This is a genomic window from Solibacillus cecembensis (genome assembly GCF_050272495.1).
GTDB lineage: Bacteria > Bacillota > Bacilli > Bacillales_A > Planococcaceae > Solibacillus > Solibacillus cecembensis.
Map to the genome: position 1 here is coordinate 74,804 of NZ_JBNNMF010000017.1, position 23,182 is coordinate 97,985.

General features: G+C 37.2%; 27 protein-coding genes and 2 riboswitches. Of the genes, 8 read left to right on the forward strand and 19 right to left on the reverse strand.

Annotation, left to right across the window (positions count from 1 at the left end; translation table 11 throughout):
- Positions 1-95: 95 nt before the first annotated feature.
- Positions 96-299, forward strand: a complete 204-nt coding sequence (locus ACQKIH_RS15405) for a hypothetical protein (RefSeq protein WP_427767585.1) — start codon at positions 96-98, stop codon at positions 297-299.
- Between the two features lie 238 nt (positions 300-537).
- On the opposite strand, the gene ACQKIH_RS15410 is transcribed toward ACQKIH_RS15405, so the two are convergent.
- The 12 genes from ACQKIH_RS15410 to comGA all read right to left on the reverse strand — a co-directional run bounded on the left by ACQKIH_RS15410 (position 538) and on the right by comGA (position 11,355).
- Entirely contained in the window at positions 538-1,206 is a 669-nt protein-coding gene (locus tag ACQKIH_RS15410; RefSeq protein ID WP_427767587.1) for a hypothetical protein, read from the reverse strand.
- Positions 1,207-1,236: 30 nt separating this feature from the next.
- Positions 1,237-2,145, reverse strand: a complete 909-nt coding sequence (locus ACQKIH_RS15415; protein WP_427767589.1) for a hypothetical protein — start codon at positions 2,143-2,145, stop codon at positions 1,237-1,239.
- Positions 2,146-2,672: 527 nt separating this feature from the next.
- Entirely contained in the window at positions 2,673-4,139 is a 1,467-nt protein-coding gene (gcvPB, locus tag ACQKIH_RS15420) for an aminomethyl-transferring glycine dehydrogenase subunit GcvPB (RefSeq protein ID WP_427767592.1), read from the reverse strand.
- Positions 4,132-5,478, reverse strand: a complete 1,347-nt coding sequence (gcvPA, locus tag ACQKIH_RS15425) for an aminomethyl-transferring glycine dehydrogenase subunit GcvPA (RefSeq protein WP_427767595.1) — start codon at positions 5,476-5,478, stop codon at positions 4,132-4,134. Before gcvPA ends, gcvPB begins: the two co-directional genes overlap by 8 nt.
- A 21-nt stretch (positions 5,479-5,499) precedes the next feature.
- Positions 5,500-6,603: a glycine cleavage system aminomethyltransferase GcvT gene (gcvT, locus tag ACQKIH_RS15430; RefSeq protein ID WP_057983902.1), complete on the reverse strand. Its 1,104-nt coding sequence runs from the start codon at positions 6,601-6,603 to the stop codon at positions 5,500-5,502.
- Between the two features lie 130 nt (positions 6,604-6,733).
- A riboswitch (glycine riboswitch) is annotated at positions 6,734-6,837 on the reverse strand.
- A 3-nt stretch (positions 6,838-6,840) separates the two neighbouring features.
- A riboswitch (glycine riboswitch) is annotated at positions 6,841-6,933 on the reverse strand.
- 127 nt (positions 6,934-7,060) lie between these two features.
- Entirely contained in the window at positions 7,061-7,576 is a 516-nt protein-coding gene (locus ACQKIH_RS15435; RefSeq protein WP_057983904.1) for a shikimate kinase, read from the reverse strand.
- Positions 7,577-7,778: 202 nt separating this feature from the next.
- A complete protein-coding gene (gene comGF, locus ACQKIH_RS15440) occupies positions 7,779-8,237 on the reverse strand; it encodes a competence type IV pilus minor pilin ComGF (protein WP_427767598.1) in 459 nt (152 codons plus the stop codon).
- Complete coding sequence (locus tag ACQKIH_RS15445) at positions 8,228-8,521, reverse strand: type II secretion system protein (protein WP_427767601.1); 294 nt, start codon at positions 8,519-8,521, stop codon at positions 8,228-8,230. Before ACQKIH_RS15445 ends, comGF begins: the two co-directional genes overlap by 10 nt.
- Positions 8,514-8,963 (reverse strand): competence type IV pilus minor pilin ComGD, encoded by a 450-nt coding sequence (gene comGD / locus ACQKIH_RS15450; protein WP_427767603.1) that lies wholly within the window; start codon positions 8,961-8,963, stop codon positions 8,514-8,516. The genes ACQKIH_RS15445 and comGD overlap by 8 nt, the downstream gene beginning before the upstream one ends.
- A complete protein-coding gene (comGC, locus tag ACQKIH_RS15455) occupies positions 8,953-9,273 on the reverse strand; it encodes a competence type IV pilus major pilin ComGC (RefSeq protein ID WP_427767606.1) in 321 nt (106 codons plus the stop codon). The genes comGD and comGC overlap by 11 nt, the downstream gene beginning before the upstream one ends.
- Positions 9,274-9,287: 14 nt before the next feature.
- Positions 9,288-10,364, reverse strand: coding sequence for a competence type IV pilus assembly protein ComGB (gene comGB / locus ACQKIH_RS15460; protein WP_427767608.1), 1,077 nt, complete (start codon positions 10,362-10,364; stop codon positions 9,288-9,290).
- Entirely contained in the window at positions 10,345-11,355 is a 1,011-nt protein-coding gene (gene comGA, locus ACQKIH_RS15465; RefSeq protein WP_427767650.1) for a competence type IV pilus ATPase ComGA, read from the reverse strand. Before comGA ends, comGB begins: the two co-directional genes overlap by 20 nt.
- A gap of 216 nt (positions 11,356-11,571) precedes the next feature.
- Here comGA and ACQKIH_RS15470 point away from each other — a divergent pair, with 216 nt between their 5' ends.
- Together ACQKIH_RS15470 and ACQKIH_RS15475 are read left to right on the forward strand one after the other, a co-directional pair.
- On the forward strand, positions 11,572-12,279 hold the full coding sequence (locus ACQKIH_RS15470) for a helix-turn-helix transcriptional regulator (protein WP_236706727.1): 708 nt from the start codon (positions 11,572-11,574) through the stop codon (positions 12,277-12,279).
- A 254-nt stretch (positions 12,280-12,533) separates the two neighbouring features.
- Positions 12,534-12,776: a DUF2626 family protein gene (locus ACQKIH_RS15475; RefSeq protein ID WP_057983919.1), complete on the forward strand. Its 243-nt coding sequence runs from the start codon at positions 12,534-12,536 to the stop codon at positions 12,774-12,776.
- A gap of 136 nt (positions 12,777-12,912) precedes the next feature.
- On the opposite strand, the gene ACQKIH_RS15480 is transcribed toward ACQKIH_RS15475, so the two are convergent.
- Positions 12,913-13,566 (reverse strand): MBL fold metallo-hydrolase, encoded by a 654-nt coding sequence (locus tag ACQKIH_RS15480; protein ID WP_427767612.1) that lies wholly within the window; start codon positions 13,564-13,566, stop codon positions 12,913-12,915.
- A 233-nt stretch (positions 13,567-13,799) separates the two neighbouring features.
- Between ACQKIH_RS15480 and ACQKIH_RS15485 the strand changes: the two genes are divergently transcribed.
- Complete coding sequence (locus tag ACQKIH_RS15485; RefSeq protein WP_057984194.1) at positions 13,800-13,979, forward strand: DUF2759 domain-containing protein; 180 nt, start codon at positions 13,800-13,802, stop codon at positions 13,977-13,979.
- A 261-nt stretch (positions 13,980-14,240) separates the two neighbouring features.
- On the opposite strand, the gene ACQKIH_RS15490 is transcribed toward ACQKIH_RS15485, so the two are convergent.
- The 4 genes from ACQKIH_RS15490 to rpmG all read right to left on the reverse strand — a co-directional run bounded on the left by ACQKIH_RS15490 (position 14,241) and on the right by rpmG (position 17,874).
- Positions 14,241-16,139 carry an LTA synthase family protein gene (locus ACQKIH_RS15490; RefSeq protein WP_057983923.1) on the reverse strand — a complete coding sequence of 633 codons (1,899 nt, stop codon included), beginning with the start codon at positions 16,137-16,139 and terminating at the stop codon, positions 14,241-14,243.
- Between the two features lie 367 nt (positions 16,140-16,506).
- On the reverse strand, positions 16,507-16,719 hold the full coding sequence (locus ACQKIH_RS15495; RefSeq protein ID WP_057983925.1) for a YqgQ family protein: 213 nt from the start codon (positions 16,717-16,719) through the stop codon (positions 16,507-16,509).
- A gap of 18 nt (positions 16,720-16,737) precedes the next feature.
- Positions 16,738-17,301 carry a 5-formyltetrahydrofolate cyclo-ligase gene (locus ACQKIH_RS15500; RefSeq protein WP_427767614.1) on the reverse strand — a complete coding sequence of 188 codons (564 nt, stop codon included), beginning with the start codon at positions 17,299-17,301 and terminating at the stop codon, positions 16,738-16,740.
- 423 nt (positions 17,302-17,724) lie between these two features.
- Positions 17,725-17,874 (reverse strand): 50S ribosomal protein L33, encoded by a 150-nt coding sequence (rpmG, locus tag ACQKIH_RS15505; RefSeq protein WP_053582877.1) that lies wholly within the window; start codon positions 17,872-17,874, stop codon positions 17,725-17,727.
- A 277-nt stretch (positions 17,875-18,151) separates the two neighbouring features.
- Between rpmG and ACQKIH_RS15510 the strand changes: the two genes are divergently transcribed.
- From ACQKIH_RS15510 to ACQKIH_RS15520, 3 genes are all read left to right on the forward strand, one after another.
- Positions 18,152-18,616, forward strand: coding sequence for a hypothetical protein (locus tag ACQKIH_RS15510; protein ID WP_427767617.1), 465 nt, complete (start codon positions 18,152-18,154; stop codon positions 18,614-18,616).
- Positions 18,613-19,092, forward strand: coding sequence for a hypothetical protein (locus ACQKIH_RS15515; RefSeq protein WP_427767620.1), 480 nt, complete (start codon positions 18,613-18,615; stop codon positions 19,090-19,092). The genes ACQKIH_RS15510 and ACQKIH_RS15515 overlap by 4 nt, the downstream gene beginning before the upstream one ends.
- 164 nt (positions 19,093-19,256) lie before the next feature.
- Entirely contained in the window at positions 19,257-19,856 is a 600-nt protein-coding gene (locus ACQKIH_RS15520; RefSeq protein ID WP_427767622.1) for a hypothetical protein, read from the forward strand.
- 121 nt (positions 19,857-19,977) lie between these two features.
- On the opposite strand, the gene ACQKIH_RS15525 is transcribed toward ACQKIH_RS15520, so the two are convergent.
- Complete coding sequence (locus tag ACQKIH_RS15525) at positions 19,978-20,865, reverse strand: LysR family transcriptional regulator (protein ID WP_236706728.1); 888 nt, start codon at positions 20,863-20,865, stop codon at positions 19,978-19,980.
- 130 nt (positions 20,866-20,995) lie between these two features.
- Here ACQKIH_RS15525 and ACQKIH_RS15530 point away from each other — a divergent pair, with 130 nt between their 5' ends.
- Positions 20,996-22,210, forward strand: a complete 1,215-nt coding sequence (locus tag ACQKIH_RS15530) for an MFS transporter (protein WP_427767625.1) — start codon at positions 20,996-20,998, stop codon at positions 22,208-22,210.
- Between the two features lie 47 nt (positions 22,211-22,257).
- Here the strand turns inward: ACQKIH_RS15530 and ACQKIH_RS15535 are convergent, their stop codons facing one another.
- The gene (locus ACQKIH_RS15535) at positions 22,258-23,109 is read right to left on the reverse strand and encodes a DegV family protein (protein WP_427767628.1); all 852 of its coding nucleotides are present in this window, start codon (positions 23,107-23,109) and stop codon (positions 22,258-22,260) included.
- Between the last annotated feature and the right edge of the window lie 73 nt (positions 23,110-23,182).

Genomic DNA, 23,182 nt, shown 5'->3' on the forward strand with positions numbered 1-23,182 from the left:
TTATCTGTAATACAACTTTTATTATAATCTTGAATTTGTTAAAATTGTTGATAATATGAAATCTGATTAATTATTATTTCAGAAAGGAGATTTGCATGGATTCTGAACAATTAAGAATTATAGCTGCAATTTTCATCATCTTGTATTTCGTCATCTATTTCGCCGTAAAACATGCCATAAATAATTCGGCCATTGGGCAATCGTTAATAAAACGTGAACAAACGCAAGAGAAAATCATTCCAGTGAGTAACGAGGAAATTGAGAGAGAGTTAGAAAGTGAATTAAAAAGTAAGGGGTAACACCAAAATCTGTTCCTTCAATAAATCCAAGCGATTTAACTGCAACATATAACTGCTATGAAAAATTCCAAACTTAAAGTATCGTTTAAGTTTGGAATAATGTGCTTGGTTACACTATCAAATTTAAGAAAGCAGAACTACTTCAATGCATGCCTCAAACGACATGAAGAGCGAAATCATCAACATTTACAAAAGTAGATAATTCTGCTCCTTCATCGATTTCAATTTTAATGTTCAACTACTTTCGCATCAAAAATTTATGCTGTTCCGGAGACCATTCAAATGCGTTTATATCTGAAACGTATTTTTCCAATAAACGATGTCCCTCGTCAATACTACATCCGTTAGGTAGTTCAATTCCACCGAAGGCTACATTTGAAATTGACGCATCAAACTCATAATCATAATCAATTTCCCCAGAATAGTTTAATGCAATCCGACCAGTCCAATGCACGGTAAAGACTGAAGTACTTTCATCCTTTTCAAAGCGAATATGATGACCAGCGACAGCGTCATGACCCAATAAATAAATTCCGAAAGCGCTGTCGTCAAAACTCTCATTTGACTTCAATGGTAACATTTCTACTTGAAATGTCGTTGTTTTGTTATCATAAAAATCTAGTTTATTCATTTCTGTTCCAGCCAAAAATCCTTTATTCCCCCAATATGTGGAGGATATTATCGCTTGATGGTAGTTATTCCATACTTCTTTGTGAAGCCAACTGTGTGTATCTTCAGGTATGCCGTCCTCCTCTATATCCTCTGTGTCCTCTTCGTAATAGTCTGCTGATTTCAAATGCAAGTCGAACCAAATCCCACTATCAGGAATCAACCTAGCGAGCCATTCAAACTCCTTAATGCCATGTCCACTAGGCCACGGGTTGTCTTTAAAATAAATCCGATTCATATGTACTTCTCCTTTTCTCCTAATCTAAATTTATTTACTATATTTCCCGAAATATTTCTCCAAACGATCTTCATTAATTGCATACTCTCCACGCCATGCAGCTAGTGGAAGAATAATATCCGAACGTGGGGAGCCATTTACTTTCTCATAAAGTTGCATTCTTTCCATGGTATCTATGAATCTATCAACCATTGGCGGATAAAAATCATTTGGGATTATTCCAAGTTCCGCCAATGATAATAGCTGCCCACGGACACTATATTTACTGAACTTAGGAAAAACTTTTTCCGATTTAATTCGCTGTTCTAACTTTCCTGGCGTTTCTCCTTGCGGGGCATTTCTGATTATATCTATTAATTTTCTAAAGATTACTATATCTTCTTCTGTTGGGGTTGGAACCTCTAGCTGTGAAAACTCTCTTAATTCTATCAACATCAATTCAATACCTTCATTCCATGAACTACCAAAATAACGACTGAATAACACTTCCCCCACATTTAAGTATTTTTCTTTTTTAACACTGCATTTTTTACAGTGCTCTGTATCACTTAGGTAGGAATGATTTTTACACTGATTGGCATAAAGATAACTTAATATTGGTTGTCTTCCCCTTGGAAAACTTTTCATACCTGCTACATAAGCTTGAAGTGCTTTATCCATCGTTACATTGAAATTTTTGATTAATAGCTTAAATTCATCGATCACTATATCGTGAGTAAAATGCTCTATCTCATTTAATGGGTACGAACTTTCTTCCAAATATGTCTTTTCCTCATCTTTTAAATTATTTGTTGAATATAGATAAACAGCTCTTTCATTATCCCATACATCTCCATAATCAATTTCACGAAAATAACCTTTTTCGTCTTTTTCATATCTCTTTTTGTTATAAACTTTTTTTATGATCTTTAGTAGTTTATCATTCATATGATAGTTCATAGATTATTTCCTCCACTATTATTATTTTAGTAGAATCTTACAATTTGTGGTACTTTTTTTCTGGATTGATATAGTAGGGAGAGTATAAAATATTATGTGTAAATCATTACCGTCGCATAAATTTAAATTGATTTTTTCGTAAAATACAGAAAAACTTATTGGGAACTAGATTTAGTGTGGATAATGTAAGCTTTGTACTGAAATGCCTTTGAATCTCTTCAATAAAATGCTTTTGTATAGCGCTTTTCAGGTGCGATACACGCATAAAACCAAACACAGATTGGCAAAACAAGAAGCGCAAAATAAATGAATCGTGGGTAGTTTTAAATAAACGGGACAACCAAATGCATCGAAATAACGCACTTTTCGTATTGAACGGATGCCAAGATGAATTGTTTTGGAAGATGCATAAATCGGACAAGGCTGATTTCAAGCACTGATTTTGGTGTTGACCCATAATAAAGTTCAAAAAAACAATAGCCTATCAAAACCAAAATGATTTGATAGGCTATTGTAACAATCAACAATTAAACTTCTTTCGTATAACGTAAAATCGGTGTACGTGCTGCACGCGTTTCGTCTAAACGATTAATAACTGTTGTATGTGGTGCTTCTTGAACGATTGAAGGGTTTTCCATCGTTTCTTTTGCGATTTGAATCATTGTGTCACAGAATGCATCTAATGTTTCTTTTGATTCTGTTTCAGTTGGCTCAATCATTAACGCCTCTTCCACGTTTAATGGGAAGTACGTTGTTGGTGGATGGTAGCCAAAGTCTAACAGGCGTTTTGCGATATCGAGTGTACGCACACCTAATTTCTTTTGACGACGACCTGATAATACAAATTCATGTTTACAATGACGGTCAAATGGTAAATCAAAATGCTCTTGTAAGCGACGCATCATGTAGTTTGCATTTAATACTGCATATTCTGTTACTGCTTTTAAGCCGTCTGGACCCATTGTACGGATATACGTATACGCACGAACGTTAATACCGAAGTTTCCGTAGAATGGTTTTACACGTCCGATTGATTGTGGACGGTTGTAATCGAAGTGGAAAGTCCCATCTTCTTTTTTCACTAATATTGGCTTTGGTAAGTAAGGAATTAAGTCTGCTTTTACCCCTACTGGACCTGAACCTGGACCACCGCCACCGTGTGGACCTGTGAATGTTTTGTGTAAGTTTAAGTGTACGCAGTCAAAGCCCATATCGCCAGGACGTGCTTTACTCATAACAGCGTTTAAGTTGGCACCATCATAGTACACTTTACCGCCTACTTCATGAATAATTGCAGCCATGTCTAAAATATTTTCTTCAAATAAACCAAGTGTATTCGGGTTTGTTAACATAAGTGCCGCTGTATCTGAACCAACTACACGACGTAAATCTTCAAGGTCAACTAAGCCGTCTTCACCAGATCTGATTGTAATTGTTTCAAAGCCTGCTACTGTTGCAGAAGCTGGGTTTGTACCGTGTGCTGAGTCAGGAACGATAACTTTGTTACGGTGTCCTTCTCCGTTTGCTTCATGGAAGGCACGGATCATCATTAACGCTGTCCACTCACCATGTGCACCTGCAGCCGGTTGTAATGTTACTTCATCCATACCCGTAATTTCTTCTAATGAAGTTTGTAAATCATATAATAATTCCATTGCCCCTTGCACTGTTGACTCATCTTGTAATGGGTGAACGTTGGCAAAACCAGAAAAACGAGCAACTGATTCATTAATTTTTGGATTGTACTTCATTGTACAAGAACCAAGTGGGTAGAAGCCTGAATCTACGCCGTGGTTACGACGAGATAATGCTGTATAGTGACGCATAATATCTAGCTCAGATACTTCTGGAAGATCTGCCGCTTCCTCGCGAACAAGCTCAGCTGGTAATAAGTCTGTAAGATCGAAATCTGGCACATCTAATGGCTCTAAGTTGTAGCCTATGCGACCTTCTTTCGTAATTTCAAAAATGAGTGATTGGTTTTCGTTATGCATTGTGAGCCCCCATTTCCGCAACAAGCGTATCGATTTCTTCTTTTGTGCGAATTTCTGTTACTGCGATTAATGCGTGATTTTCTAATTCTGTGTAAACACGACCTAAGTCAAATCCACCGATAATACCTTTTTCAATTAAAGCTTTATTAATTTCTGTAACGGATTTATTTGTTTTTACAACGATTTCATTGAAGTGTGCACCTTGATAAAGCACTGTAAATCCAGCTGCTTCGAATGCATTTTTCGCATAGCGCGTCTTTACGATATTTTGTTTCGCCATTTCTTGCATACCTTGTTTCCCAAGTGCTGTCATTGCAACAGATGCTGCAAGGGCAAGTAATGCTTGGTTTGAACAGATATTTGAAGTCGCTTTATCACGACGAATATGCTGTTCACGTGCTTGTAATGTTAATACGTAACCACGACGGCCATCTTGGTCAACTGTTTCACCAACTAAACGACCTGGTACTTTACGCATTAATTTCGTTGTTACTGCAAAATAACCACAATGAGGACCACCATAACCTTCTGCAATACCAAATACTTGTGCATCACCAACTGTAATGTCTGCACCTAATTTACCTGGAGGTGTTAATACGCCAAGTGCTAATGGGTTTGCCGAAACGATGAATAAACCTTTTGCATCATGAGCAATATCTGCCATTGCTTGTAAGTTTTCTACTTGACCGAAGAAGTTTGGATATTGAACGATCACACCTGCAGTTTGATCATCTACTAAACCTTTTAATGCTTCAACATCTGTTACGCCATCTTTTGTAGGAATTGTTACAACTTCAATTGACTGACCGTATGCATATGTAGCAACAACGTCTTTATATTCTGGGTGTACTGCGCCAGAAACAAGTAATTTTTTACGACGTGTATGACCTGCTGCTAACATACCCGCTTCTGCTAGTGATGTACCGCCATCATACATAGATGAGTTCGCTAAATCCATTCCCGTTAATTCCGCAATCATCGTTTGGAATTCAAAGATTGCTTGTAATTCCCCTTGAGAAATTTCAGGTTGGTACGGTGTGTACGCTGTATAAAACTCAGAACGTGAAATAACGTGGTCTACGATAACTGGCTTATAGTGATTATAAACACCCGCGCCTAAAAACGATACATTCGATGCTGTATCTTTATTTTTTGCTGCAAGCTGAGCTAATTCTTTTGCTAATGCCGCTTCTGATTTTGCTGCTTTAATATTGTATAAACCTTTGAAGCGTACTTGTTCAGGAATGTCAGCAAATAGCTCATCCACACTAGAAACTCCAATACGCTCTAACATTTCTTGCTTGTCTTGTTCCGTCATTGGTAAATAACGATGTTTCATACGTAACCCTCTTTTCGAATTTTATTTACTGCGTTTATAGAATGGTTTTTCAACAATAACCGCTTTCGCAAACTTATTGCGAATTTCGATTTCGACTTCCATTCCAACTTCTGCAAATGCTGTAGTAATTAGAGCCATACCAATATTACGTTTTGTCATTGGTGATTGTGTACCTGTTGTTACTTCACCGATTTCTTGGCCATCTTTGAATACTTTATAGCCGTGACGAGGAATACCTTTATCAATCATTTCAATACCAACCGATTTACGTGTTAAACCAGCTTCTTTTTGAGCGATTAACGCTTCTTGTCCGATGAATTTCGGCTCTTTTTGAAGTTTTACCGCAAAGCCAATACCCGCTTCTAATGGGGAAATATCTTGTGAAAGCTCTTGTCCGTATAATGGCAAGCAAGCTTCAAAGCGTAACGTATCACGCGCACCTAAACCAGCTGCAATGACACCTTGCTCTTTACCAGCATCTAAAATTTTATCCCATAAATCAACGATCGCAGCTGGTGTTCCGTAAAGTTCGAAACCGTCCTCACCTGTATAACCACTACGTGAAACTAATACATGATGGCCTGCTACATTCACGTTATCTTGGAATTTGAAATACTTAATTGTTGTTAAGTCTGTATCTGTTAACGTTTGTAATACTTCTTCAGCTAATGGACCTTGTAAAGCAATTTGTGCAAAGTCATCCGAAGCATTTGTAATTGTTACGTCGCCTTCTACATGTTCCTGCATCCAAGCGAAGTCTTTTTCAATATTCGATGCATTTACACATAGTAAATAACGTGTTTCATCTAAACGATACGTTAATAAATCGTCTACAATACCGCCGTTTTCATAGCATAATGCGCTATATTGTGCGCCGCCAATCGCAATTTTTGAAATGTCATTTGATAATAATTTTTGTAAGTAAGGTAATGCATCTGGACCTTCTACAAAAATTTCACCCATATGTGAAACATCAAATAAGCCAGCGCGATTACGTACTGCATCGTGCTCTTCTTTAATTGAAGAAAATTGTACCGGTAAATCCCAACCACCAAAATCAATTGTTTTCCCACCGTATTTTGCATATTCATCAAATAGCGGTGTTCGTTTTAATTCATTTGTCATGTATAGTCCTCCTTTAAGTTTATGTAATTGTATTTCTCGTTGAAAATTTCATTCCCTTTTATAGGAATAGGTACGCTTATTTCTACTAAAAAGCAAAAAAATAGACAGACGAATCCCGTTTAATGAGATTCCCTGTCCTTGCACCTGAAAGTTACACCTAAAATTGAAAATCCCTTCACATTTTAGGCTTTCCCCTTTGGTGGCTGTAGTAGAACATCACAGCGCTCTCCAGAGTTGCGTCCAATACGAGTCTTTTTGCCTGAGAGATTCATAGATCCTCTATTTGCTCCTTCGGCGACGTGACTTCACGTTCTCTCCCCGTATCTTCATCCGCGTTGCTATAAAACTAAGTGAGTCAATTATGATAACTCTTAGCCATATCCTAACATTGAATGTAATGAGAACGCAATCTTTTTTTAATAACAGATAAAACACGAACCTAAATAATTATTTATCATCAATTGTTCGCTTTTAGACGATTCACTTGAAAGCCAATATACTCAACAATTTGTCTTAACGAGCGATTGGCTGTCAAAACTTGAATATGACCTGCTTCCCGGTAAAATTTTCTTCTGTTCAAGTACAGTTCCTTCAACTCTTGCTCTGTGGACGTTTGGACAATTGGACGATTTTTATCTTTGCGAATACGCATATAAATATCGTCAAAAAGTGCATCTAAGAAAAATACCAAGCCTGTCCGTCGCATAATTCTACGATTTTCTTCCCGAATCGCAACACCGCCGCCTGTCGCTATAATGCAAGCCTCATCTCGGAAAGTACGTAAAAACTCAGTTTCAATTTCTCGGAATCGCGTCTCCCCGTATTTTTCAAAGATTTCAGGTATTGTCATTCCTTGTTGCCTTACAATTTCATGATCCATATCATAATAAGGCATTTTTAAAAAATAACTTAGGCGCCTTCCAATTGCACTTTTCCCGCACCCCATAAAGCCAACTAAATATATCTTTCGCATGCAAATCACCTTCTTCTATAAACGTGCTACTTCCATCCATTATTCATACAAAGTACTAAGTATATTTATCGTAGCACGAACGTAAATAGATTCCAATGAGTTATACGTTTTTAATTGCGCAAAATATGCATTTGTATATAGTAATGCAGCTCCTGTCACAATAAATAATAAAATAATTGCAAATGGAAAAATAATTCCACGTTCATTCGTCAGCAAGCGGCATAACCAACCGTCTTTCCCTCCTCGTCCCATCTCGCATCACAACTTTCACTAATAATTCATTGCCATCAACCGTCAAACTCCACAGGTCCACATAAGGTAAGAGTATTTCATTCCCGCCCAAATTCGAGCGTTTGCGAATATGAAATTCAGAACGATCAAATATAAAGTAACGGTCAGCTTCATCAATCAGCTCTAATTGTAAACTCGTACTTGAATTAAGCTTACCGGTTAATGTGCGCTCATTGTACTGATTTAAATCATAGATAAATAATTCCCAATTCACTTCTTCTGTCATTTTTTCAAGTGTAATGATTTCCCGAAACCAAAAAATTAATAGTAAACTTATATTGGCAAATAAAATAAAAATCATGAGCTGAAAAATACTTTCTAAAAATGTAAATCCTTGTTCATTCCATATTTTCACTTTCATCACACGCATAATTCGTGCTCCTCTAAATCCGCATCATACGTTACACAAACCGAACCTGAATCAAAATTCCAAAAATATGAAACACCTTCAATTTCTTGTACACCACTCCATTCGCCATATCTTTGTTGCAGCAAAGCGCCGTTGAAAGCTACTTCAGCTGCATGTGCTTGCCATTTCTGTTCCTCCAATTGTTGTTTCATATGATAAGTTAGTGGAACGAGGCTCGTACTTAAAAAAAATAAAATCACAACAGCTAACAATGCTTCAACAAACGAAAAGCCCTGTTCATTCATTCCTCGTAAATCTTCCTTTCCCTATGTTAATTTTGTAGCCATACATTTCCCCTTCATAATGAAAAGCCATACTTCCAAAGGATTGCAAATTGCCATTTGTTTTAAAATGTAACCTCGGATTGGGTGCCGTTATATATAATTGCATCCCTTCTGGTAAATATGTGCGGTAGAAAATTTCTGTCCCAACAAAATATTTAATGACCACTTCAGTTCTGTCACGTATTTCGACAATAACGGGTTGTTGATCTTCAATCGCCTTCATTTGGGCCATACGAATTAACAATTCCACTTCGTCCATTGTTTTTAATACGGTGAGTCGATTAAGTTTGTCATGCGAAAAGTAAAATATGGATGAACATAAAATCATCAAAATGGCCAGTACGACTAACATCTCTAATAAGGTAAACCCCCGTTCGTTGCGAAGGCTTCGTTTAATCCCCACTCGCTTGGGAGGCTGATGCAACCTTTCCCTCTGCATCAATCGTTACTTGTTCGCCATTCGGACATTCTTTATTCGTTTCTGGAACATAGCCCGCCGTGACTAAATCATCCATCGACGTTGGAAAGTTTTTATTTTCCAGTTTATACGCCTCGACTTGCCCCTGAATCATCACAACGTAAGCATCACAGCCCTTTTTATCAATGGATGCGAAATGTTTGGAAACATTAGGTATCGTCACCAGAATTAAAATGGAAATTATTAACAATACCACTAACATTTCCACCAAAGTAAAACCTCGTTCATTTTTCAAGTTGTTTTCCCCTCTCAAATAAAATCAAGTACATCATACATCGGAATCAATATACTTAAATATGCAGCTATCACACAGGCTGCAATAATCATAAATAATAGCGGCTGAATCATCGTCATCAAAAGTCGGATGGTCGCCTGTAAACGTTGATCTAATAGCTCACAATATAAAATCAATTCGCGCCCAAGCATGCCACTCGCTTCCCCGTGCGCAATAAAATGTTCAAACTTGGGATAGAAATAACCATCCAGTTGAACCGCATCTGATAAAGAATCCCCTAAAATCACTTTCGCTTGTAATACTTGTGCAACATAGGCAATTTGATTTTGATGCTCTTGTTTTTTTAAATGGTCTAGTGCGTGCTGCAAGGAAAAGCCTGCCAGTAGCAAATTCCCTAATACCCTTGAAAATTGGCGGGTCAATAGTAATTTCCAAAAGTGGCCGAGCAAGGGGATTTTAAAGAGAAAGGATAACTGGAGGTCGACACGTTTGCGTTTAATATAAAATATAAACGCGATTACTACACCTAATACAAGCGTTACTAAAACAAGAATATAATCAGGCATATGCAAGAAAAATTTGGACCATTGCACACTTGTCGACGTATCATTTTGGGCCCTTGATGTAACCATTGTTGAGATATTCGGTAAAAAAAACGTACGAAAGGCAAGAAATAGCCCCATTAAAAATACAAATAATATAACAGGATAGGACAGCACCTTCACTAATTGAGATTTCATTTCTTGTTGAAAGGTCAACTGCTGCGAAACAATCTGAACGGTTTCAGCTAACTGACCCGTCAATTCCGCCAACTCAATCGACACCAAATACTGCTTTTCCAAGCCTAATAGCTTTAAAACTTGTGTAGCACCACCTCCATCATGAAGTATCTCATCCACTTTTTGTTGCACTTCTTCAAACCTCTTCATATGAAAAGGTAATAGCATTTGAATGCAATGTGCGAATGTATAGCCTTCTTTTAATAAATCCCCTATTCGTTCTAAAAATGCCGGAAAATCTGACAATTTTGCTTTTCCATTACTTGTAAGACTGAAATTTGCAATACGCCCCCTAATAAGAGGTAGGTTCATACAGTTTCACCCCTAATTTTGCCCTTTGACCGACCAATGATTGATCATAGGGGAGCGTATATTTTCGTTGATGGGCTATTTCATTTAAAGCGGTTTCTAACGTAGCTTCGGAAAGGATTTCAAACAATGCTTTTTGCTCATCTTGTTCCGTAGTAATTAGCGTTTGCGACACAACAGCTATGAGCATTTGTCGCATCTCCTCCACCGAAACGTCTAAATCCATTAAGCGATACAAGCAATTGATTGTATCCTTTGCGTGAATCGACGAAATGACTAAATGCCCGGTAAAAGCTGCTTCAATGGCAATTTTCGCCGTTTCTTTATCGCGAATTTCTCCAACCATAATGATATCTGGAGAATGCCGTAAAATCGCTTTTAATCCGGTCGCATACGTAACACCCGCGCGCTCATTTACTTGAATTTGTAATAGCTGCTCTTGGCTACTTTCTACGGGGTCTTCGAGTGATATAACGTGACGGGATAACTCGTTTGAACAATATTGCACAAGCGAATACAGTGAAGTCGTCTTGCCAGAGCCAGTAGCACCACTTATTAGTAATAAACCTTGTGACTGCGTAACAAGCTGGCATAGTTCCGTTGCGGCTTTCGTATCATAGCAAAGGGTTGAAATAGGAAGTGTGTAATTTTGGCGTAATAAACGAATGGCTAAGCTCTCTTTATGAAAGGCAGAGGGCAATGTGGAAATTCGGAAGGAATAAAAATGATCGTTTAGCTGTTTTTGAAAAGCTCCGCTTTGAGGTTTTCGCTTCTCGCTAATATCTAAGGAGGATAAAAACTTGAAATAGGAAATCATTCTGTTTGCAATATCACTTGGAAGCTCACCCGCGTGAATAAATTGCCCATATTTTCGAAACATGATTTTGTACTGATGTTCCCCTGGTAGCAAGTGCAAATCAGACGCATCAAAATGACTCGCCCTTAACAATAACTGCTCGCACTTATGTTTTATAATGGATTCTTGTTCCATAATAACGCCTCTTTTCATCGTTTTTTCATGAAGAGTACCGCAAAACTATCTTAGCGATATTATATATTGAAAAAATACGAAAACCTATCGAATGTTAGAAAGTTTCTTTTTGCACATTAATTTCTATTGAAATCAACTTTTTCGCCATAAAATAAGGTAAAATAATCCTATGGTTAAAAATTAGTTTTTTTATACATAAAATAACAGGAAAAAGTTGAGGTGATAACAATCATACACCCTATTAAAATAACAAGTACATTAGCAGATGAGACGCGCTTTTCGATTTACGAATATATGTTGCAGCGTAAAGAATTCTTTACCGTACAAAACATCGCAGACGAATTTAAAATCCACTCTAACGTTGCCCGATTACATTTAACGAAACTTGCTGAGATTGGCGCTATTTCATCAGAATATTTAAAAACAGGAAAGGGTGGTCGTCCGGGTCGCGTATACAAAGTGAAACAAGACGGTATCACGATTAGCTTCCCTCGCCGCGATCATTCTCTTTTATTAAAATGGTCATTAAATTTAATTGCTGAATTAGGGGAAGTTGCCCTAGAAAAAGCAAAAGAGCTCAGTTACGAGGATGGCAAAATGTCTATTCAAGAATTATTAAGCGAACGAAGACATCGATTACCACTTCCATTTGAAGAAAAGGTCAATCTTTTAACGAATTCTGCAAAGCTTATTGGCTATATTCCAGAAGTGAAGGAACACGAAAATGTAAAATCACTTGTTTTTTCGATTTTTAATTGCCCATTCCACGATCAAATTGCCCGACATGGAAAGATTGTTTGTGCGTTGCATGAATCGTATTTACGTGGTCAGGTAGAAGTTTTGTTCGAAACAGAAGTATTTTCTCAATTCGAAAGCATGCTCCATTCATGTGACTACTGCAACTATAAAATTGCGATTCATGAATAATTAATCATCACAATACGTTCAATATAGTAACCTTTTATATTACTATAAGTTGAATGAAGTATTAGAAAGTGGACGCTTTTAGGAGCAGTGAAACGCGAATCGAAGTCTCATGACAGTGCGGAACTATAATTAGTTAAAAAATCCCACTCGTTTGTCACAACAATTCCATAAGTTGCAGTTTACTTTATAGCGCTTCATGTTTTATAATAGAAATGAGATTATTTGATTTTATGCAAAAGGAGGGGAATTCTTCAATGAGCAATATGTATAAAGTTATGGCATTTTGGACTGCTATTTTCGCCGTTTTGTTCTACCTTGGTGGTATGAACGAGGTTTCGCTATTATTCATAGGTAATACTGGTTTGTTCTTATTATTAGGCTTCTTAAATCTTTCAGAGCGCATGTACATGTACATTTTCGGTGCGTATTTAACAGTTTTCTTTGCAGGATTTACTTATTACACAACGTTCTTACACACACCAGGTGGAGGACACTAATACGCAAGACAAAACCGACTAGCCAATGGACTAGTCGGTTTTTGTTTTCACGTTTAATACCAACAGCTTACTATGGAACAAAGGCTAAGCTCGTCACGTCCTGTGACAACGCCTTTGTAACCAACTTCGTATTGACCTAAAACCCATTCAGAAACGGATTTGCATCCGTTTCCGCTGCTGGAGTTGTGTAATTTCCATGACCTGGATAAATAATGGTATCCACTGGTAAAGACAGTAATTTATCATGAATGGACTGCATCAATATTTTCATCGACCCGCCGATTAAATCCGTACGTCCGACACTGCGTTCAAACAGCGTATCCCCAACAATCGCAAATCCAGCCTCTTTAAAAATAAACGACACACTTCCTGGTGAATGCCCTGGTGTATGAACTACCCCAAATGTAAAATCACCAATTGTAAGCGGACCTTCTTGACGAAGAATATGCGCTTCATTTGGCGCCTTAACAACATAATTGGGCAGCTCTGCATATTTCCCTGAGCCATTTTTTAACGGGTCAGCAAGCCAACTCACTTCTTTTTCATGTACATAAAGCGGAAGTTCCGCAAATCCTTCTCTTATCGTGTCAACAGCCCCAATATGATCGAAATGGGTATGAGTTAATAAAATCGCTAAAGGCTTTAATCCGTTTTTGCGTAGCGTACTGATTAAAAAGTTTGCTTCTTCACCCGGATCAAAAATTAAGCACTCTTTCTTTTTATTGCTCACTATGTAACAATTGGTTTGTATTGGTCCAAGTGGGTAAACACGGACATTATAGTTAACCATCATAATTCCTCCAAGTTATAAAGTAATTGTTTCTTTCCCATTATACCAACTTTCTATTTCGAATCAATTATACCTCAGCATAATTGATTCCGGAATCGGCTGAAATAAGAGAAAGCTTTCGTTCATATAAATGTCATTTTTAGTCCTCGACAAACGAACTGGAAACCTTTACAATAAAGGAGGAATATTGTTTGCGACATTATTTTTTAATGTCGAAAGGAGTGTCAATTTTAATGAACTTATTAATGGTTATTTTCGGTTTAGTTTCGATTTTTGGCGTAGTTGGCGTATTCCAATCAATCAAAGAAAAAAACATTTTAGCAATTGCTTTTAACGCAGCAGCTGCAGGTGTATTTGGTTGGTTCGTGATCATGACGGTTTTAAACCAAGGCTATCCACCAACTGCTCATTAATCGAAAAAAACGTATCGCTCATGTAGCGGTACGTTTTTTTATTACTTAATCAATTACGCCCCAGCGTAATTGCGTCCAGATTTTTTCGTGCTCGCTCGAAAACTCCCCTAAAAAATCTGTGACATCCGCCGAGGCTTAACTTGATTCATCTCCACTGAATAGAATTGCATTTTCGGCATTCATCCACCACTTATATAAGTAGTGAATGAATGCTGAATCAAGTTAAATAGAGAAAAGCGCCTCAATTAAGAGACGCTTTTCTTATTTTACAGAATCAATTTTTAAATTCCCTGTTTTTTCATCATAGAAACGAAGTAAGTCTCCATTAATAATCGCATCGTTATATTCTAATTCCTTCGCTGCACGATCGATATAAGGTTGACAGTTTTCAATTTCGATTTCATCCCCTGTTGCACGATCATAACAAACTTCACCCGCATATACTAGCTCATCTGTAATTACACGACCGTCACGGAAAATAACGAAATCCTCATGTTCCTCAGAAAATAAATCTGCCCCAAGTTGCATATCCTTCGACGTATCAATTCCAAGTAAGTGTAATATCGTTGGACGAATATCCAGTTGTCCTGATACCGTATCGATCACTTGTCCATCATTAGAACCCGGGATATGGATGTAAAATGGAACTGATTGTAATAAAGCACTATCCATCGGTGTAATTTCTTCTTTACCTAAATATTGCGCCATTGCTTTATTATGGTTTTCTGAAATTCCATAATGGTCACCGTACATCACAATAATCGAGTTTTCATAGATTCCTTGTTCTTTTAAGTCATCAAAAAATTCTTTAACAGATTCGTCTAAATAACGAGCTGTTTGGAAATAGCGATTTAACGTACCTGAATTTGAATCAAACTCCGGAATCATAATATCCTCTTCATCTAAATAGAATGGATAATGATTTGTTAAAGTAATTAAACGACTATAAAACGGTTGTGGCATTTCCGCCATATGCTTTGCTGACTGCTCAAAGAACGGAATATCTTTAAGTCCCCAGTTCACAGCTTCTTCTTCTTTTACTTCATATGACTCCACATCATAAAATTTATCTATATTAAATGACTGATAAATCATATCACGATTCCAAAACGACTTGTTATTGGCATGCATGACATTTGTAAAGTAACCATTTTCCCCTAGTCGCTCCGCAAATGAATTGTACGTATTCCCACCATGTGTGAAGAATACCGCACCACGTCCTAAACCATATAACGAGTTTTCAAAAATAAATTCAGAGTCAGATGTTTTCCCTAACCCCGTTTGATGATAGAAATCATTGAAATAATAAGTGTCTTTGTCTTGTGTCAATGAATTCAGGAAAGGTGTAATCACTTCTCCATTCATTTCATTGTTAATAACGAATGTTTGTAACGATTCTAACGAGACCGCAATGACATTACGCCCCTCGTATTTACCAAGCATTTTTACATTTGGCTCAGCTTGATTCGCACGAACATAGTTATTCACTTCAACTAATTCACTGCCATCCGCCAATGCACGTTGAGCAGACGATTTTGATTGAATATAAATATCATATAGGTGGTAATTATATGTCCCTAAATTTTTCACTAATAATTCACGGTCAAAGCTACGTGTTAATAGCTGTGGACGCTCTGTTTCTGCTAAACCTAAATTCAAGAAGAACACAGCCGCTGCCATTACGAAATAAGCTTTACGCGCATCTTTACGAACCGGTAATATATCGCCATTATTTTTTGGAATAAATTTAACTGCCATTAACAAAATAAATACATCAATAAAGTACAATATATCTATCGGGTTAATAATTTCCTTTGCCGACGTTCCAAGACCACTAAAGTTGCTCGTTTGGAATAGCACTGGCAATGTTACAAAGTCATTATAGAAACGATAAAATGCTACGTTTCCGTATAGCACGAATGCGAGCACAATGCTCCCACCTACGATATAGCGAATTCTCGTCTTTTGTGTTTTGAAAAATAATGATAGGCCATAAAAGAATAATAAAAAGCTAATTGGATTTATGATCAAAATAAAAGTTTGCATCATATTTTCTAACTTCATATCAAAACTTGTTCCATAAACGATAACCGTTTTAATCCAAGTTGCTATTACAGCAATCGCTAATATCGAATGTTTAGGCCATTTAAAAGATTTCATTTCCTAACATCCTCTCCTAATAATCAAATTCGATTTTTAATATATTTCTATTTAAAAATAGTAACTTTCAATGAAACAAAATATATCTTAATCTTTTTTATTTATTTTATCAATTATTTTGTTTTTGAAAATTACCCTAGTAATAAGTACGTTTAACTTTTAAAAAGGTTTCATGACAAAACATAAAACAGCGGTAAATTCCGCTGTTTTATGGTCATACATTCTGAAATAAGTTAACGTTTTATATATTTTAAGAATTGCTTCGGGGTTCTCTTATTCAGCCGTAGCTGGGCTTTCACTGAATAACATCACCTATTTGACATGCAAATTCAAATTAATCATTCCTATTACAATCACTATTATTATACTACAATTGATTTGTTTTGGCTTCTTTTATCTTTCTTTCTTCTTGACGTAAAATTAACATCGCCATTTGGTAATCTTTAATGTCAATAAATTTAGCCTTGTATAATTCTTTTATTTCATCTTCCATTAAGTGCAAATCTCCAATACGGTCACGCGTGTATATGTAAATACCGTAATTTTTTAATAACCCGATAATATCTAATATTGATTGCATAATCGTTCCTCCTATGAACTATTGACAGTTCATTCGTCCTTTATCCGTAATTAGTATATGAACCGGAATATCATGTGGTTCTTTCGGAATTTGATTCATTAGCTGTTCTTCAAAAGCTAAGGATATTAACTCACCCTGAAATGACGGCAAGTAGCGATCATAATACCCGCCCCCAAAGCCGATGCGATAACCACTTTGATCAAAAACAACTCCCGGTACTATAATAACATCAATTTCATTTTTTTCCACAAGTTCCGTCTGCTCAGGAATTGGCTCTAAAATATTTTTAAAGACACGCTCCGTTTGCATAAAACTATCAATTTCATAAAACGTCATTGTACGATCTGCCGGCTCACATTTTGGAACGACTACACGTTTTCCTAATCGCCAAAGTTGCTCGATAATGGCTGTTGTATCCACTTCTGGTTGGTTGCTAATTGTAATGGCGATTGTTTTTGCCTCTTGAATCACTTGCTCGTCCAATAATTTTTTGGCAATTATAAGCGAACGGCTTCGATAGTCGCTCGCAGATAATAGACTTAACTGTTGTAAAACCCGAATGCGTTGCTGCTTCTTTTCCATACGATTCCCCTACCCTCAAAAAATTACACAACGGCCCGTCATCAAGAGATCGATAGGTGCCTTGCATTATGTATAAAATCAATTACGCCCCAGCGTAATTGCGTCCAGATTTTTTTCGAGCTCGCTCGAAAAACTCCTCTTAAAAATCTGTGACATCCGCCGGGGCTTAACTTGATTCAGCCGGGGGGTGAACCCCACTGAATAGAATTGCCTATTTCGCATTCATCCCCACTTATAGAAGTAAGGGACTTCTGCTGAATCAAGTTAAAAAATTCAACCCTTGCTAAGATGGCGCGAGTTGAGTACTTTCTTCTATGTATATTTCTATGAAGCGGACTACTTTTCTATTCACGTGAACAATCAAATAGGAAAAAATGAAAGTAAAAAGCCAAAACCAACAAGTGGTTCTGGCTAATTGAGCAATTACTTTGTTTCACGGTGAGTAGTGTATTTCTTCTCACGTGAGCAATATTTTTTAAGTTCAAGACGTTCTGGATTGTTACGCTTGTTCTTTTTTGAAATATAGTTACGTTCGCCGCAGTCTGTGCAAGCTAAAGTAATATTTACGCGCATCATTAACCCTCCCACTCTAATTCAAGAATTCTAATTTAAAATTGAGCATGATTTATACGACTAATCCATTATAACATGTTTTATAAAGAAATCCAGTTGTTATTTAATAATTGATTAAACTTTTTTTAACTCAAATTATATTTATATAGGTAGAAGGTGGATTTGCCCGTTCCATTATTTCATTGGCATTCAAACAATCATTGCAGGAATTAACGCCGAAGTACCATTTATATGATAAAATAGATGCAAGCAACGTTCAATAATAGGAGGACTCTCAGTGGATATCGCAACAATTATTATGATTATCGGAATCGTTTTTATTATTATTTCCATGTTCTTAAAAGATAAATCAAATAAAATAGAAAACGATTTAGAAGACTTATCAATTAATATTTACCAGGAAACAAATGCGCTAAAGCGACGTATTAAAACGGTAGAAGAGGAACTTTTAGTCGAACCTAACTTCCAAATTCAACCGCAAAAAAAATTACCAGCAAAACAAAAAGATGCGATGGAAAGCTTTCAACAAGTAGCTGCCCAAGTAAAGGCCGCTCAAGCATACGGTTCTCAAACGACACCATCCGCACCTCAAACACAAGGAACAAAACCTATTAATGGGATTTTAGTCAGCCAAGTTCTCGCTCTCCATGAACAAGGCCATTCTCTTGAAGACATTAGTATTCGCTCTACATTAACACATGCACAAATACAATCCATTATCGCTTCTGGAGGCCGCCTATGAAAACTTCCTTACGTGCATTTGGAATTGGTTTATTTATAGCTGGCGCAAGTTTTACGTTGTACGAAAAATTTGGACCGATTGCCGCAACACAAGAGGTTTCACAATATGAGGAGCAAATTGCCGCATACGAACAACAAATCGACAGTCTAGAACAGCAGCTTCAAAAAGAAAACACGGTGGCCACTACAATAAAAGAATCTACAAAACAGGAGGCAAAAAAGGAGCAGCCGACTAATACCACTTCAAAAGAACAAGATGTCATTACGCGCACCATTTACATATATGAAAATATGTCACTTTATGAGATTGGTCAGCAACTAGAAGCAGAGCAAATCGTAAAAAATGGCCGCGAAATCGAGCTCTACTTGTCAAAGCCTGAGTTTTCACGTTCCATTCAAAAAGGTGCATTTGACTTACACTCCGATATGACAGTCGACCATATCGCTAAAACATTGACAGGTAAAAAAATGGACTAATATTGACCATCCAAAATAGAAGTCATTTCTTATTTTCATGCGAATCATCGAACGGTTCGCATGTTTTCTGTTTTTTATCAGGAGATTCATTCAAGTAAGGATGTGTTAAATTGGTGAAGAGTCGAGCAGCACTCATTAGTTCCTTTGTACTTTTATGTATATGTATGATTTTATCCTTCCCCTTCCTGAACAATCGAATGGTAGATGCCCGCGCCACATTCATGTCTTTTCCAATCAGAAATCAAGATGGGTATATAACAATCGGCATCATTGGATCTATTTTATTTGTAATCGCAATCATTTTACTTGTTATTGGTTTAAAGAAATATCATGTCCGAATCGTATTTATCGTTCTGATCTTAAATGCTATGTTGCCCAATCAACTGATGACATTGTACCAAGAAACTTTCGCAAAAGGGATTTCTGCCATTTCATATGATGGGAAAGGGCATTGTACTTTTGAAAACGTAAGCAAAAATCGGCTAATTGGTGAATGTAACTTTGTATTACAGAATCATAGTAATGACGATGTGACTTTTGAAATAGAATTTTTAGATCCTTATTTCATAGAAGATGACGCACGAATGGAATCACTCATGAATGTAGCGGGACTACATACAATTACAGTCGAAGCCAATCGTAAAAAATCTATTAATATGAAGGAACTAATTAATGTAACCGATGTTCCAAATCATATTGAAAGTGGCTCCTCAAGCAATATTCATTTTAAATTAATAGATAGAAAAGCTGATCGCATTTTATAGCCTCATTAACATTCTACTTATAAAAGACGCATTCGCATTAAGTTCATTTCGAATGCGTCTTTTCATGAAAAAATCTGTGAAATCCACAGGGGTTTGAATCCCCACTTATAGAAGTAGAAGATTACTGCTGAATCGAGTTAAAATAATCCCTAACAAATGAAATAAATTGATTGGTTGCTGATGACTTTTTTGTGTTGTCTAAATAGGCAATACCAATTGCGCGTTTGCAATTTTCAGCATCTACTGGAATCATTTGCACCTCATATTGTTCAATTCCCTTAATTGAAGGAATTAAAGAAACACCTAACCCGCTTTCCACTAGCCCCGCTAACGTATGTACCTCTTCCCCTTCAAACGCCACATTCAGCGGAAAACCCTCTTGTTGAAACAACTCATCCACTGAGTTACGCAAAGAATTTCCTTTTTTGATTGTAATAAATGGACGATGGGCAAACTCCTCCACCTTAATAAACTCCTTTTTGCTAAGGACATCATTTTTCGGAACAATTAAAAATAACTCCTCTTCCCATAACTTTTCCCAATAAATATACGATTTATAGTCCAGTGAAGAAATTAAACATACATCCAATTGACCATCTTCTAGCTTTTCTAGTAATACCCCTGAATTACTTTGGGTCAATTGAAATTTCATGTTTGGGTAGACGGTCCGAATATCGTTCATTAACGCTGGAATAACTTTCAGCCCAAGCGTATGCATAAAGCCGATTGCCACCTCCCCATAACCTGGTGAAACGATATTTTGTAAATCTTCACGTGCCTTATCATAATCGCGTAGTAGTTGTTCCGTACGTTCTAAAAAAAAGCGTCCATAACGATTTAAACGAATTGTTCGGCCACGTCGTTCAAATAATTGTGTACCTAGGCTCGCTTCTAATTGGGCAATCGATTTGCTTAAGGCTGGTTGAGTAATATGAAGTTGTTCCGCTGCCCGCGACATATTTTCATATTGCGCAACGGTCTTAAAATAGAGTAACGGTAATAATTCCATTTTCCACATTCCCCTTATTACTTTTATTTATAAGCGACATAAAAACAATGAATTATCTTTATTATGACACGTTCCTTATACTGAAGGAAATAGCAAACCAATTTTAGGAAGACATGTGAGGTTTTCATCGATGAAATACATACAAAGAGGAACAAAACAATTTACACTTACGAACTTAGCTTTATTTGCAGCTGGATTTATTACATTTGCCAACCTTTACGTGACACAGCCTTTATTGCCACAGTTTGCACATGATTACGATGTGTCTCCCGCTGTTGCAAGCTTATCTCTTTCTGTTGCTACTTGTGTGCTAGCCTTTAGTTTAATCCTATTCGGGTCGTTATCAGAAGCTTGGGGGAGAAAAAAATTAATGACTGTTTCCATCATCGCCGCTTCATTTCTTACAATTACTCTTGCTTTTGCCCCAACATTTGAAATATTATTATTGCTCCGTATCGTACAAGGCTTTGTATTTGCAGGTGTGCCAGCAATTGCTATGGCGTATTTAGGAGAAGAAATGGAGCCGTCAAGCTTAGGTGTAGCAATGGGCTTATACATAAGCGGCAATGCCATTGGGGGACTTTCTGGGCGAGTCATTATGGGCATGATGACGGACTTCTTTAGCTGGCAAATGGGGATGATTTTTTTAGGATTACTTAGCTTAATCATTTGTCTTTATTTCATTTGGGCTTTGCCGCCATCGAAACACTTCAAACCGCGCCCACTTCAATTAAAAGCAATGACCCAATCATTATTGCAGCATTTAAAAGATCCTGGTCTCATTTGCTTATTCGGCATTGCCTTTACGCTCATGGGCAGCTTTGTTACGATGTTCAACTATATCGGGTTTAAACTCCTCGATGCACCGTACAATTTAAGTGCAACCATTGTCGGATGGATTTTCATCGTTTATTTAGTTGGTTCATGGAGTTCCGCATGGTTTGGTAGCTTATCCGATCGTTTTGGTCGACAACGCGTCCTCTACATCGGTATTTTCATTATGATGAGCGGTGGGTTGCTTACATTACCAGAAAGCTTGCTAGTAAAAATTATAGGCATTACAGTATTTACATTCGGATTTTTCGGCTCGCATTCGATTGCTAGTGGTTGGGTGAGTCACCGCGCCATAAAAGACAAGGCTCAAGCTTCATCGCTTTATTTATTTGCCTATTATTTAGGGTCAAGTGTTGGAGGAACGGTTGGCGGTATTTTTTGGGTTCGCTATGGCTGGACTGGTATTATCGTGTACATTACAAGCGCGTTAGCTATCACTTTTACACTTGCGGCCGTCATCCATTTAATTAATCAATCGCAGAAAACGGTCCAAACAAGCGTTCAAACATAAAAAAAGCAAGTTCATTCTTCTCATTCGAATGAACTTGCTTTTTCTTATTATTGTCGAACCCACGTAAGTCCTAGCGTTCCTTCACCTGCATGTACGCCAACGCAAGCTGAAAGTGGTGTTGGTGTAAAGTTGATTGTCGGGAATTGAACTTCCAATTCCTTTTTCCACTCTACCGCACCCACTTCATTGTTACAGTTAATCACTGCCACTTCTAGTACGGGTGATTTTACAATCGCTTCTTGTAATTGCTCAATCGCAAACTTCTTAGCGCGTTTGTCTGCTCGAACTTTTTGAATCACTTCTACTCCGCCCGCTTCGTTGTAGGCAATTACTAATTTGATGTTTAACAGATTACTTAAAAACATGGCCGTTCCTGATACACGACCACTTTTATGTAATTGCTCTAAGCTTGCTGGTATGAAGATTAACCTTGATTTATCACAAATCGCTTCAATTTGCTTCACAATTTCCTCTGGTTCAAGACCTTGCTTTTCGAGTTCCATCCCTCTTTCCAGCATTACTTGCATTGGATAAGAACCGATTTTAGAATCGATCGCATAGTTTTTGAAGCCCGCCTGTTCAGCTGCCATTGGAGAACTCACAACTGTACCGGATAATTGCTCAGAAGTATGGATGGCAATCGCACAATCATACCCTTCTTCTTTCAACTTTTCATACAAGGCAACATGTTCACCAAATGCGGGCTGTGATGTTTTTGGATGTTGTTTTGCATCGCGCAATTTATGATAAAATTCGTCATGTGTCATATCAATCGTTTCGCGTAGAGCGCCCTCTTCAAATATAATATTTAACGCCAATACATGGACATTATTTTTTTCAATGAATTCTTCAGTTAGCAATGCGGCTGTGTCTGTTACCCAGGCAATCTTTTTTCCCATTAATTGTGAGCCCCTTGATTATGTATTTTATATCTCCACAAAATGTATAGGAGAATACGTTCTCACCATAGTG